This is a genomic window from Pseudomonas sp. 32A (assembly GCF_052682255.1).
The window spans coordinates 1,587,593-1,600,517 of sequence record NZ_JBQYLY010000001.1 but is presented as its reverse complement, the minus strand read 5'-3'; the positions used below and the strand labels follow the sequence as shown (position 1 = coordinate 1,600,517).

At 63.2% G+C, this 12,925-nt stretch carries 12 protein-coding genes; 6 read left to right on the top strand and 6 right to left on the bottom strand.

Features of this window, described 5'->3' with window-relative positions:
• Positions 1 to 113 precede the first annotated feature (113 nt).
• From ACUN0G_RS07305 to hemN, 4 genes are all read left to right on the top strand, one after another.
• A complete protein-coding gene (locus tag ACUN0G_RS07305; protein ID WP_445573009.1) occupies positions 114 to 2,564 on the top strand; it encodes a heavy metal translocating P-type ATPase in 2,451 nt (816 codons plus the stop codon).
• A 22-nt stretch (positions 2,565 to 2,586) separates the two neighbouring features.
• On the top strand, positions 2,587 to 2,805 hold the full coding sequence (ccoS, locus tag ACUN0G_RS07300; protein WP_201142793.1) for a cbb3-type cytochrome oxidase assembly protein CcoS: 219 nt from the start codon (positions 2,587 to 2,589) through the stop codon (positions 2,803 to 2,805).
• Complete coding sequence (locus tag ACUN0G_RS07295; protein ID WP_445573008.1) at positions 2,798 to 3,481, top strand: sulfite exporter TauE/SafE family protein; 684 nt, start codon at positions 2,798 to 2,800, stop codon at positions 3,479 to 3,481. Before ccoS ends, ACUN0G_RS07295 begins: the two co-directional genes overlap by 8 nt.
• Before the next feature lie 103 nt (positions 3,482 to 3,584).
• Positions 3,585 to 4,967: an oxygen-independent coproporphyrinogen III oxidase gene (gene hemN, locus ACUN0G_RS07290; RefSeq protein ID WP_258344371.1), complete on the top strand. Its 1,383-nt coding sequence runs from the start codon at positions 3,585 to 3,587 to the stop codon at positions 4,965 to 4,967.
• A 7-nt stretch (positions 4,968 to 4,974) separates the two neighbouring features.
• On the opposite strand, the gene ACUN0G_RS07285 is transcribed toward hemN, so the two are convergent.
• Positions 4,975 to 5,463, bottom strand: a complete 489-nt coding sequence (locus ACUN0G_RS07285) for a hypothetical protein (protein WP_445573007.1) — start codon at positions 5,461 to 5,463, stop codon at positions 4,975 to 4,977.
• A gap of 153 nt (positions 5,464 to 5,616) precedes the next feature.
• Here ACUN0G_RS07285 and fnr point away from each other — a divergent pair, with 153 nt between their 5' ends.
• Both fnr and ACUN0G_RS07275 read left to right on the top strand, forming a co-directional pair.
• Positions 5,617 to 6,351 carry a fumarate/nitrate reduction transcriptional regulator Fnr gene (gene fnr, locus ACUN0G_RS07280; RefSeq protein WP_003219044.1) on the top strand — a complete coding sequence of 245 codons (735 nt, stop codon included), beginning with the start codon at positions 5,617 to 5,619 and terminating at the stop codon, positions 6,349 to 6,351.
• An 80-nt stretch (positions 6,352 to 6,431) separates the two neighbouring features.
• Positions 6,432 to 6,980 carry an adenine phosphoribosyltransferase gene (locus ACUN0G_RS07275; protein ID WP_076017210.1) on the top strand — a complete coding sequence of 183 codons (549 nt, stop codon included), beginning with the start codon at positions 6,432 to 6,434 and terminating at the stop codon, positions 6,978 to 6,980.
• 146 nt (positions 6,981 to 7,126) lie between these two features.
• Here the strand turns inward: ACUN0G_RS07275 and ACUN0G_RS07270 are convergent, their stop codons facing one another.
• From ACUN0G_RS07270 to dnaX, 5 genes are all read right to left on the bottom strand, one after another.
• Entirely contained in the window at positions 7,127 to 8,275 is a 1,149-nt protein-coding gene (locus ACUN0G_RS07270; RefSeq protein ID WP_421551521.1) for an acyl-CoA dehydrogenase family protein, read from the bottom strand.
• 200 nt (positions 8,276 to 8,475) lie between these two features.
• Positions 8,476 to 9,078, bottom strand: coding sequence for a recombination mediator RecR (gene recR, locus ACUN0G_RS07265; protein WP_003219049.1), 603 nt, complete (start codon positions 9,076 to 9,078; stop codon positions 8,476 to 8,478).
• 65 nt (positions 9,079 to 9,143) lie between these two features.
• A complete protein-coding gene (locus ACUN0G_RS07260) occupies positions 9,144 to 10,178 on the bottom strand; it encodes an NADP-dependent oxidoreductase (RefSeq protein ID WP_258344367.1) in 1,035 nt (344 codons plus the stop codon).
• Between the two features lie 271 nt (positions 10,179 to 10,449).
• Positions 10,450 to 10,788: a YbaB/EbfC family nucleoid-associated protein gene (locus ACUN0G_RS07255; protein WP_003193199.1), complete on the bottom strand. Its 339-nt coding sequence runs from the start codon at positions 10,786 to 10,788 to the stop codon at positions 10,450 to 10,452.
• 43 nt (positions 10,789 to 10,831) lie between these two features.
• Entirely contained in the window at positions 10,832 to 12,886 is a 2,055-nt protein-coding gene (dnaX, locus tag ACUN0G_RS07250; RefSeq protein WP_445573006.1) for a DNA polymerase III subunit gamma/tau, read from the bottom strand.
• Positions 12,887 to 12,925: the final 39 nt, after the last annotated feature.

The window sequence follows — 12,925 nt, the reverse complement described above, 5'->3', positions numbered from 1 at the left end:
CCACGCTCTGCGTGGGCATGCATTCCGTGACGCTGTGCGTCACAAGAGCGGACGCGGAGCGTCCAACGAAACGTTCCCACGCAGAGCATGGGAACGATCATCGGAACTGAGCCATGACCACCCCAATCCCCTGCTACCACTGCGCCCTGCCCGTGCCGCCCGGCAGGCGGTTCACTGCGGTGATCCTCGGCGAGTCCCGCGAGCTGTGTTGCCCGGGCTGCCAGGCGGTGGCCGAGGCGATTGTCGCCGGTGGCCTGGAAAGCTATTACCAGCACCGCAGCGAAGCCTCGGCCAACCCCGAGGCGCTGCCGGTGCAACTGGTGGACGAGCTGGCGCTGTATGACCGTGCGGATGTGCAAAAGCCCTTCGTGCGCCACGACGGTGATCTGTCGGAAGCCACCCTGTTGATGGAAGGCATCAGTTGCGCCGCCTGTGGCTGGCTGATCGAAAAACACCTGCGCAACCTGCCCGCCGTGGCCGAAGCGCGGCTGAACCTGTCCAACCACCGCCTGCACGTGCGTTGGGCGGATGGGCAGCTGCCACTGAGCCAACTGCTCGGCGAGTTGCGCCATATCGGCTACGCCGCCCACCCGTACCAAGCTGATCGCGCCGCCGAACAACTGGCCAGCGAAAACCGCCTGGCGCTGCGTCAATTGGGCGTGGCCGGACTGCTGTGGTTCCAGGCGATGATGGCGACGATGGCCACCTGGCCGGAATTCAATATCGACCTGAGCCCGGAGCTGCACGTAATCCTGCGCTGGGTCGCGATGTTTCTTACAACGCCCATCGTCTTCTACAGCTGCGCGCCGTTCTTCAAAGGTGCGATGCGCGACCTGCGCACCCGCCACCTGACCATGGATGTCTCGGTATCGCTGGCAATCGGCGGTGCGTACCTGGCCGGGATCTGGACCGCCATCACCGGCACCGGCGAACTGTATTTCGATGCCGTCGGCATGTTTGCCCTGTTCCTGTTGGCCGGACGCTACCTGGAGCGCCGCGCCCGGGAACGTACGGCGGCAGCGACCGCGCAGTTGGTGAACCTGTTGCCGGCTTCGTGCCTGCGCATGAGTGCCGATGGGCAAAGTGAACGGATCCTGCTCAGCGAACTGGCCTTGGGCGACCGGGTGCTGGTGCATCCGGGCGCGGTGCTGCCGGCAGATGGCATCATCCTCGACGGCCAGTCGAGCATCGACGAATCCCTGCTGACCGGCGAGTACCTGCCGCAGCCGCGCCAGGTCGGCGATGCGGTGACCGCCGGCACCCTCAACGTCGAAGGCGCGCTGACCGTCGAAGTCCGCGCCCTGGGCCACGACACGCGCCTGTCGGCCATCGTGCGCCTGCTGGAACGGGCCCAGGCGGAAAAACCCCGGCTGGCGGAAATCGCCGACCGCGCCGCCCAATGGTTCCTGTTGTGTTCGTTGATCGCCGCTGCTGTGATCGGCCTGGTGTGGTGGGAGCTGGATGCGTCACGGGCGTTCTGGATTGTCCTGGCGATGCTGGTTGCAACCTGCCCTTGTGCCCTGTCCCTGGCGACGCCAACCGCCCTGACGGCAGCCACCGGCACCCTGCACAAACTCGGCCTGTTGTTGACCCGGGGCCACGTGCTGGAAGGCCTGAACCAGATCGACACAGTGATTTTCGACAAGACCGGCACCCTCACCGAAGGCCGTCTGGCCTTGCGTGCCATCCGTCCGTTGAGCGTGCTGGGCAGCGATGAATGCCTGAGCCTTGCCGCCGCGCTGGAGCAACGCTCGGAACACCCGATTGCCCGCGCATTCGGCCGCGCCCCCCTGGCGGCAGATGAGGTGCTCAGCACACCGGGACTGGGGCTGGAAGGCATTGTCGGTAAACGCCGGTTGCGCATTGGCCAGCCGGGTTTTGTCTGCGAATTGAGCGGCTGCGCCCTTCCCGCCTCGCCAACGGAAGCCGGGCAATGGTTACTGCTGGGGGACACCGACGGCGCCCTGGCCTGGTTTGTCCTGGATGATCGCCTGCGCAGTGACGCCCCCGCCTTGCTCGCCGCCTGCAAGGCCCGCGGCTGGCGCACCTTACTGCTATCGGGCGACAGCTCGCCAATGGTCGCCAGCGTCGCCCTTGAGCTGGGCATCGATGAGGCCCACGGCGGCCTGCGCCCTGACGACAAGCTGCAAATGCTGCAACAGTTGCACAAGGAAGGCCGCAAGGTGCTGATGCTGGGTGACGGCGTCAACGACGTGCCGGTGCTGGCCGCCGCCGATATCAGCGTGGCCATGGGTTCGGCCACCGACCTGGCCAAGACCAGTGCCGACGCGGTACTGCTGTCGAACCGACTCGACGCTCTGGTACAAGCCTTTACCCTGGCCCGGCGCACCCGTCGGGTAATCATTGAAAACCTGCTGTGGGCCGGGCTGTACAATGGCCTGATGTTGCCGTTTGCCGCCCTCGGCTGGATCACCCCGATCTGGGCGGCGATTGGCATGTCCCTCAGTTCGTTGACCGTGGTGCTCAACGCCCTGCGCCTGACTCGCCTGCCGAGCACGCCAGCCGTGAGCGCCGCCCCCGTAACCCGCCCGCTGCCGGCTTGAGCCGCGCGGGCATGGAGTGCAGATGCCAGCTCTTTACGTGATGATCCCGGCGGCGCTGTTGATCGTGGCCATCGCCATTTACATCTTCTTCTGGGCGGTGGACAGCGGCCAGTATGACGACCTCGATGGCCCGGCCCACAGCGTGCTGTTCGACGACCAGGACCCGAATCACCTGGCCGCCATCGACGAAGCCAACGGCCCTGAGCAACCGCCCAAGCCCAAAGACCCGCCCCATGCTTGAACTGGCGCCCCTGCTGGTCTCGGCGGTGATCCTCGGCCTGCTGGGCGGCGGCCATTGCCTGGGCATGTGCGGCGGCCTGATGGGCGCGCTGACCCTGGCGATTCCCAAGGAGCAACGCAGTCGGCGCTTTCGCCTGCTGCTGGCTTACAACCTGGGACGCATCCTCAGCTACGCCACCGCCGGCCTGTTGATCGGCCTGGCGGGCTGGGCCGTGGCCAACAGCCCGGTGGCGATGTTCATGCGCATCCTCGCCGGGCTGTTGCTGATCTGCATGGGCTTGTACCTGGCCGGGTGGTGGAGCGGCCTGACCCGTATCGAAAGCCTCGGGCGCGGCCTGTGGCGCCATATCCAGCCGATTGCCAACCGTTTGCTGCCGGTGTCCAGCCTGCCCCGGGCGTTACTGCTGGGCGCGCTCTGGGGCTGGCTGCCGTGCGGGTTGGTCTACAGCACCCTGCTGTGGGCGGCCAGCCAGGGCAATGCGCTGGACAGTGCAGTGCTGATGCTCGCCTTCGGCCTCGGCACCTGGCCGGTGCTGCTGGCCACTGGGCTGGCGGCCGAGCGTGTCACCGCGCTGTTGCGCAAACGAAGCGTGCGGATGACGGGAGGCCTGTTGGTCATCCTGTTCGGTATCTGGACCTTGCCCGGGCCGCACCAGCACTGGCTAATGGGCCATTAAAAGGCCATGTGGCATAGCGCCGCTCCCCGTTGATGCAAATCAAGATGGCCTCTGCACCCAGCCCCTAGACTCGGCCCACTAGCCTATCCGGGGGAACGCCCGCATGCTCGACGCCATTCGTTGGGACACTGATCTGATTCACCGCTACGACTTGGCGGGGCCACGCTACACCTCGTACCCCACCGCTGTACAATTCGACAGCCAGGTCGGCACCTTCGACCTGCTCCACGCCCTGCGTGACAGTCGCAAGGCCACACGGCCATTGTCGCTGTATGTGCATGTGCCGTTTTGCGCCAACATTTGCTACTACTGCGCCTGCAACAAGGTCATCACCAAGGACCGCGGCCGGGCCCACGCCTATCTGCAACGCCTGGAGCAGGAAATCCAGCTGGTGGCCTGCCACCTCGACCCCAAACAGCCGGTGGAGCAGTTGCACTTTGGCGGCGGCACCCCGACCTTTCTCAGCCATGACGAGCTGCGCCAGGTCATGGGCCGGCTGCGTCAGCACTTCAACCTGCTGGACGATGATTCCGGCGACTACGGGATCGAAATCGACCCACGGGAAGCCGACTGGGCGACCATGGGCCTGCTGCGTGAGCTGGGGTTCAACCGCGTCAGCATCGGCGTGCAGGATCTGGACCCCGAAGTGCAGCGTGCGGTGAACCGCTTGCAAAGCCTGGAAGAAACCCGCGCAGTGATCGATGCGGCGCGCACCCTGCAGTTTCGTTCGATCAATATCGACCTGATCTACGGCTTGCCCAAACAGACGCCGCTGAATTTCGCACGCACCGTGGAAGAAGTCATCAGCCTGCAACCGGACCGGCTCTCGGTATTCAACTACGCACACCTACCGGAACGTTTCATGCCCCAGCGACGGATCAACACCGCAGACCTGCCAACTCCGGCGGAAAAGCTGCTGATGCTGCAAACCACCATCGAACAATTGACCCAGGCCGGCTACCGCTACATCGGCATGGACCACTTTGCCCTGCCGGACGACGAACTGGCCGTTGCTCAGGAGGAAGGCAGGCTGCAACGCAACTTCCAGGGCTACACCACCCACGGGCATTGCGACTTGATCGGGCTTGGGGTGTCGGCGATCAGCCAGATTGGCGACCTGTACTGCCAGAACAGCAGTGACCTGAACCACTACCAGAACGCGCTGGCCGGATCGCAACTGGCTACCAGCCGTGGGCTGTTGTGCACCACGGATGACCGGTTACGGCGGGAAGTGATTCAGCAGTTGATCTGCAATTTCAGCCTGGCATTCGAGAAGATCGAACAGGCCTTCAACATCGATTTTCGTGGTTACTTCGATGAGCTGTGGCCACAACTGGAGGCGATGGCCGAGGACGGGCTGATCGAACTTGACCCCCAGGGCATCCGCGTATTGCCGGCTGGGCGCCTGCTGGTGCGCTCGGTGTGCATGGTGTTCGATGCTTACCTCGAACACCAGAATCGGCAACGTTTCTCCCGGGTCATCTGATCGCGTGTTACTTCGCCATCAGGCTCATGGCTTCCATCTGAGCCTGAGGCGGCTCGTCTTTCAGGACTTTGGCCAATTGCGTCTGGGCTGTCATCAAGCCGGCCTGAATGGCCGCCACTTCGCCCTGCAGGCCTGCCACTTTGGCCTGGCGCGCCTCCGGGCTCATGGACGTGTCGGCCATGGCGGTAGAGAGCTCAGCCATCTTTTCGGCCAGCTGCTTTCTCAGCTCGCGGATCATTTTCAACAGCTGCTTGGCGCTGTCGCTCAGGCTGCTCTCATCAATATCGCTATTGGAGGATTTCTCAGCCGAGGCCATGCCCATCCCCGCACCGGAAATAGTGACTTTCACGCCTTCAGTGGCGCTGGGCTCGGCGGGCTTGGTATCAGAGGCTGGCGCGTTGGCGGCGGCTTCTTTTTCCTTGGCTGCATCGGCAGCCTTCCAAATCGACACCGCAGGCACGTTGATAATCGGGTTCTGAACAGTGCTGACTGACATGATCTGAGCTCCAGCTCATAGAGATACGTCCATGTATCGGCGCCGATACATAAACCTTTATACCGCTGCTGCTTTTATGTACATGCTGGTCGGATCGTCCCCCAGTGCGGTACCCTTACGTCTTATGTGTGTTTTCCCACAAGGATTTAAGAAATGTCCGAGCCAGTTAAACTGCGCGCTCATAGCCAGGCCCATTGCAAGGATTGCAGCCTGGCTCCCCTCTGCCTGCCACTTTCGTTGAATTTGGAAGACATGGAAGCGCTGGACGAAATCGTTAAACGCGGGCGCCCACTGAAAAAAGGCGAGTTTCTGTTTCGCCAGGGCGACAAGTTTGATTCCGTTTATGCAGTACGTTCTGGCGCGTTGAAAACCTTCAGCCTGAGCGATGGCGGCGAAGAGCAGATCACCGGTTTCCACCTGCCGAGTGAACTTGTCGGGCTGTCGGGCATGGACACCGAGATTCATCCGGTGTCGGCCCAGGCCCTGGAAACCACCTCGGTGTGTGAAATTCCGTTCGAGCGCCTGGATGAACTGGCCCTGCAGTTGCCGCAATTGCGTCGCCAATTGATGCGCGTGATGAGCCGGGAAATCCGCGACGACCAGCAGATGATGCTGCTCTTGTCGAAGAAAACCGCCGACGAGCGGATCGCTACCTTCCTGGTCAACCTTTCCGCGCGGTTCCGTGCGCGGGGCTTCTCGGCCAATCAGTTCCGCCTGAGCATGTCGCGCAATGAAATCGGCAACTATCTGGGCCTGGCCGTGGAAACCGTGTCCCGGGTGTTCACCCGCTTCCAGCAGAACGAGCTGATTGCCGCTGAAGGCAAGGAAGTGCATATCCTTGACCCGATCCAGCTCTGCGCTCTCGCTGGCGGGTCGCTCGACGGTTGATCCAGACGCTTGCGGCCGAGCCATTCGGCTGGGCCGCAGGTATACTTCGAGTCCGTTTTCCTCCCTAGGACTCCTCGACGATGGTCTTCGATTCGTTCGACATCAAATCCCTGATTCGCCCAGTCATCGACTTCCCCAAGCCTGGGGTGATCTTTCGCGATATTACGCCGCTGTTCCAGTCGCCCAAGGCCTTGCGCCTGGTGGCCGATACCTTTGTGCACCGCTACGTCGAAGCCGACTTCACCCACATTGGTGCGATGGATGCCCGCGGTTTTTTGATCGGCTCGATCATTGCCTATCAGTTGAACAAACCGCTGATCCTGTTCCGCAAGCAAGGCAAATTGCCGGCTGACGTGCTGGCCGAGGGTTACCAGACCGAGTACGGCGAAGCCTTCCTGGAAGTGCACGCCGACAGCCTGTGTGAAGGTGATTCGGTGCTGATGTTCGATGACTTGATTGCCACTGGCGGCACGCTGATCGCGGCAGCCAACCTGGCCCGGCGCATGGGCGCACGGATTTTCGAAGCGGCGGCGATCATCGACCTGCCGGAGCTGGGTGGTTCCCAGCGCCTGGAAGACATGGGCATTCCGACGTTCTGCCTGACGCAGTTTGCACTGACAGACCAATAACCCGGGATTTGTGTGGCGAGGGAGCTAGTGTGGCGGGGAGCTTGCTCCCGCTGGAGTGCGCAGCGCTCCCAAAGATCTTGGGGCCGCTACGCAGCCCAGCGGGAGCAAGCTCCCTCGCCACAGCTCCCTCGCCACAAAAGCGCTTTCTACAAGCCCATCTGCTTGCTGATGATTTCGTTCATCACTTCCCGAGTCCCGCCACCGATGGACAGGATGCGGTTGTCGCGATACAGCCGCTCCACCAGGTTGCCGCGCATGTACCCCTGGCCGCCGAGGATCTGCACGGCATCATAGGTCACGCGGTCGGCGGTATCGGTGGCGAGGTTCTTGGCCATGGAAATCTCCTTGATCACACTCTTGCCTGCGGCCATCTTGGCGGCCTGGCGGTAGGTGAACTCCCGGGAGACTTCCACCGCCGTGGCCATTTCCGCCAAGCGATGCTTGAGCACCTGGAACTTGCCAATGGGTTTGCCGAAGGCCTCGCGCTGGGCCGCCCACTTGAGGCTTTCTTCCAGGGCCATCTGCGCAGTCATGTTGGCCATCAAGGCCAGGGCCAGCCGCTCGCTCTGGAAGTTGCCCATGATGCAGGCGAAGCCCATGTTCTCGGCGCCGATCAGATTGCCTACGGGTACGCGGCAATCATCGAAGAACAATTCGGCAGTGTCCGACGCCCACCAGCCCATTTTCTTCAGCGGTGTACCGGTGGTGAAACCAGGCGTGCCCTTTTCGATCAACAACAGGCTGATGCCGGCAAAGCCCGGCCCCCCGGTACGTACCGCGACGGTGTAGAAGTCGGCGCGCTGGCCGCTGGTGATAAAGGTTTTGCTGCCGCTGACCCGATAATGGTCGCCGTCGCGCACGGCACGGGTTTGCAGGCTGGCGACATCGGAGCCGCCTCCGGGCTCGGTGACCGCCAGGGCGGCGATCTTCTCGCCGGACAACACCTGCGGCGCGACACGATCACGCACTTCAGGCCGGGCCCATTTGACGATGGGTGGCAAGCCGATATCCAGCGAGCCCAACCCCGCCACCACACCGCCGGAGCCGCAACGCATCAGCTCCTCGCTGGCTGCCACCTTGGCGAACAGATCACCTTCGTGGCTGCCGCCGAGGGCTTCGGGGTAACCGATCCCCAGGATCCCCGCCGCGCCGGCCTTGAGGTACAGCTCCCGGGGGAAGCTCTCGGCTTCCTCCCACTGCTCGATGCCCGGCAACATCTCGCGTTCGACGAAACGGCGCACGCTATCGCGGACCAATTGGTGGCTGGGGTCGAAGTATTCCTGATAGGCAGACATCGGCAAGCTCCACGGGACTGTGGAGCGAACTTACCAAGCGCTTGCTTGGTTATCAAGCAAGAGGAAAGGCTCGTGAACGCCACAAAACAAATGTGGGAGCGGGCTTGCTCGCGAATGCGGTGGTTCAGTCAATACATCAGGCGACTGATACACCGCATTCGCGAGCAAGCCCGCTCCCACATTTTGTTCTGCGGTGGTTGTTACAGGGCGATCGGCTTACGTCCGGCAAACGAATGCGCCAAGGTCCCGCCATCCACCAGTTCCAGCTCGCCACCCAACGGCACGCCGTGGGCGATGCGCGAGGTGATCAGGCCTTTGTTGGTCAGCAACTGCGCGATGTAATGGGCCGTCGCTTCGCCTTCCACCGTCGGGTTGGTGGCCAGGATCACCTCGACGAAGGTGCCCTGCTCCTCGATCCGCGTCACCAGTTGCGGAATACCGATCGCTTCCGGCCCCAGGCCGTCCAGCGGCGACAGGTGGCCCTTGAGCACAAAGTAGCGCCCGCGGTAACCGGTCTGCTCCACCGCGTATACGTCCATCGGCCCTTCAACCACGCACAGCAGTGTGTCGTCGCGACGCGGGTCGGCGCATTGCGGACAGAGCTCTTCCTCGGTCAGGGTGCGGCACTGGCGGCAGTGGCCTACCCCTTCCATGGCCTGGCTCAACGCCTGGGCCAGTCGGGAGCCGCCGCTGCGATCACGCTCCAGCAGTTGCAGCGCCATGCGCTGGGCGGTTTTCTGACCCACGCCTGGCAAAGTGCGCAGGGCGTCGATCAGTTGACGAATCAGGGGGCTGAAGCTCATGGGGAAAGGTCCGACAAAACAACGAGACGCGGTTTATACCCGCGCCCCGGATTAGCGTCAAATGCTCAATCTTGCGCGACGTGCACCACCAACTTGCCGAAGTTGCGCCCCTCCAGCAAACCGATAAAGGCTTCTGGTGCCTGCTCCAGGCCTTCCACCACGTCTTCGCGGAACTTGATCTTGCCGTCCCGCACCCACGGCGCCATGGCGCTGAGGAATTCCGGCTGACGGTCGCCGTAGTCGTCGAACACGATAAAGCCCTGAATGCGCACGCGCTTGGTCAGCAAGGTGCGCTGCAGCGCCGGCAGGCGGTCGGGGCCGCTGGGGGCTTCGTGGGCGTTGTAGCCGGCGATCAGGCCACACAACGGGATTCGGGCCTTGGCATTCAGCAGCGGCACCACCGCGTCGAACACCTTGCCACCAACGTTTTCAAAGTAGATGTCGATGCCCTCGGGACACGCCTGGGCAAGTTCCTCGGCAAAGTTGTCGCTCTTGTGATCGACGCAGGCATCAAAGCCCAGCTCATCCACCACATAGCGGCACTTGTCGGCGCCACCCGCCACGCCGACCACCCTCAGGCCCTTGATCTTCGCCACCTGGCCGACCACCGAGCCCACCGCGCCGGAAGCCGCCGCCACCACCAGGGTTTCCCCGGACTTGGGTTGGCCGATATCCATAAGGCCCATATAAGCGGTCATGCCGGGCATACCCAGCACACCCAGCGCCATGGACGGACTGGCCAGGCCCTTGGGCACCGGCACCAGGTTGCGGCCATCGGAGATGCTGTGGCTCTGCCAGCCGGTGGAACCGACCACCAGGTCACCCACTTCGAACTTGGGGTTGCGGGACTGTTCGATACGGCTGACAGCGCCACCGGTCATCACCTCGTCGATTTCCACCGGCGCGGCGTAGGACGGCGCATCACTCATGCGCCCGCGCATGTAGGGATCGAGCGACAGGTAAAGGGTTTTCAGCAGGACCTGGCCGTCGGCCAGTTCCGGCAGCGCGACGCGCTCCAGGCGAAAGTTTTCCGGCACCGGTGCGCCGTGGGGGCGTGAGACCAGCACAATGCGCTGGTTGAGGGTCAATGCTTCGGACATCAGCGAGGCTCCTTCTATCGGTGATTGAATTCAACGGTATAGGGTGCAGACCCCAACACAGGGCCCAGGGTTCGACAAAACTCTCGCAGTAGCCGTTGTCGAGCGCCAGCGAGGCTACGTTAGCCGCACCGCTGCCTTCACGCCAGACGTGGGACCGAGTCGCTGCCGACGCAGCCTCGCTGGCGCTCGACAGCTGCTACGGGTATGGAAAATAGACGGCCAAAAAAATGCCAGGCACGGGGCCTGGCATTTTCGGTGCTGCGCTTGCCGATCAGAACGGCAGCTTCATACCCGGTGGCAGTTGCATGCCAGCGGTCACGCCGGACATTTTGTCCTGGCTGTTGGCTTCGATCTTGCGCACGGCGTCGTTGACGGCCGCTGCAAACAGCGCCTCGAGCATTTCCAGGTCGTCTTCGCCCACGCCCGGCAATACGCTTGGGTCGATGCTCACGCGCTTGATGTCGTGACGACCGGTCATCACCACACTGACCATATCGCCACCGGCTTTACCGGTGACTTCGGCGTTGGCCAGTTCTTCCTGCATCTTGGCCATTTTTTCCTGCATCTGCTGTGCCTGCTTCATCAGGCCGGCCATGCCACCTTTCATCATGGGAATCACCTCAAAAGTACGTGGATCAATGATTGGCCCCGGCTTATGACGCCTGAACCGGGGCTTCTACAGGTTCAATAGTATCGTGCCGCACCACCGCGCCAAACTGCTCCATCATCTGCTGGATCAGCGGATCACCGTGGATCGACTCTTCAGCCTCGCGCTGGCGGTTGACCCGGCGGCGGGACGCCGCCTGGGCCGGGGTTTCCTGCTCGGGCTTGATCAGCTCGATGCTGATGGTCAGTGTGCGGCCGTGGAACTGGTTCAGGGCATCGTTGAGCCGGCGTTGCTGGGTCGCGTTGAACAGGGCGCTGTGGGCCGGGTCCAGGTGCAACAACCAATGGTCGCCATCCACGGCAATCAGTGTGCAGTTGGCGGCGATGCTGCCGGTCATGCCGGAGATCGGCAGTTTCGGAAACAGCTCCAGCCATTGCAACGCCAGGCCGGTGGCCGGCATCGCGGCGGGTTCAGGTTCAGGCTCCGGGGCAGGCTCGGCGGTGTGTTCGCTGGCCAGGTCGTCCAGGTAGCTGTAGGCCGAATCGATGTCCGGCTCGATATAGTCTTCGTCCAGCGGCGGCTCGTCGTCGAGGTCGGTGCCCGGGGTGGCGGCGTCCACTTGCGCGACAGTCGGTTCCGGCACCGGTGCGGAAACCCACTCGGGGGCGTCCGGTACTACGCTGTCCGGGGTCGGCGCGGGCATGGGTGTCAGTTCAGGCTGCTCGCTGGTGGTTTCCAGCACCGGCTCGACGGCAGGCTGCAGCTCGACCTCGGCTTCTACCGGGTCATTCCACGGCAGGTCGACTTCAGGCACGGGCGCAGGCTCGACCACCGGCTCAGGCACGACCACAGGCGCCACCGGCTCGGCGACAACCGGGGCCGGCGCGGGAGCAACAGGCGCAGGCGGCGCAACCACTGGCGCGACAACAGCCGGGCCAGCCACTGGTTTGGCGGAATCAACTGTGGCCTGGCTGATCCCCACTGGCTTTAGCGGCTGTCTCGGTGCATCCGCCGTGTCGGCGGGCCTGAAGGCCAGCATCCGCAGCAGGACCATTTCGAAGCCGCCACGCGGGTCGGGTGCCAGCGGTAAGTCACGCCGGCCAATCAGGCCCATCTGGTAGTAGAACTGCACGTCTTCGGCGGGCAACGCCTGGGCCAGGGCCAACACCCGGTCACGGTCGCCGTGGCCATTGTCGACACCTTCAGGCAGGGCCTGGGCGATGGCGACGCGGTGCAGCACATTAAGGATTTCCGAGAGCACACCATTCCAGTCCGGGCCTTGCTCGGACAGGTGACGCACGGCCTCGAGCAACGCCTTGGCGTCGCCTTCGATCAGCGCGTGCAGCACATCGAACACCTGGCCGTGGTCGAGAGTGCCGAGCATCGCCCGTACGTCGGCGGCCATGACCTTGCCTTCACCGAAGGCGATGGCCTGGTCGGTGAGGCTCATAGCGTCGCGCATCGAGCCGTCGGCGGCGCGGCCCAGCAACCACAGGGCGTCGTCTTCGAACGGTACGTTCTCGACGCCCAGCACGTGGGTCAAATGCTCGACCACACGCTCCGGGGTCATGTTTTTCAGGGAGAACTGCAGGCACCGCGACAGAATCGTTGCAGGAAGTTTCTGCGGGTCGGTGGTGGCCAGGATGAATTTGACGTAGGGCGGCGGCTCTTCCAGGGTTTTCAACAGGGCGTTGAAGGAGTGGCTGGACAGCATGTGCACTTCGTCGATCAGGTAGACCTTGAAGCGGCCACGGCTGGGCGCGTACTGCACGTTGTCGAGCAGCTCGCGGGTGTCTTCGACCTTGGTGCGGCTTGCGGCGTCGATCTCGATCAGGTCGACGAAGCGCCCTTCGTCGATTTCCCGGCACACCGAGCAGGTACCGCACGGCGTCGAGGTGATGCCGGTTTCACAGTTCAGGCACTTGGCGATGATGCGGGCAATGGTGGTCTTGCCCACACCGCGGGTACCGGTGAACAGGTAGGCGTGGTGCAGCCGTTGGCTGTCCAAGGCATTGATCAGAGCCTTGAGCACATGGGTCTGGCCGACCATTTCGCGGAACGAGCGCGGACGCCATTTACGTGCAAGAACCTGATAACTCATCGAAAACCGTCGCAACTGGGAAGCGGAAGCGGGTAATGC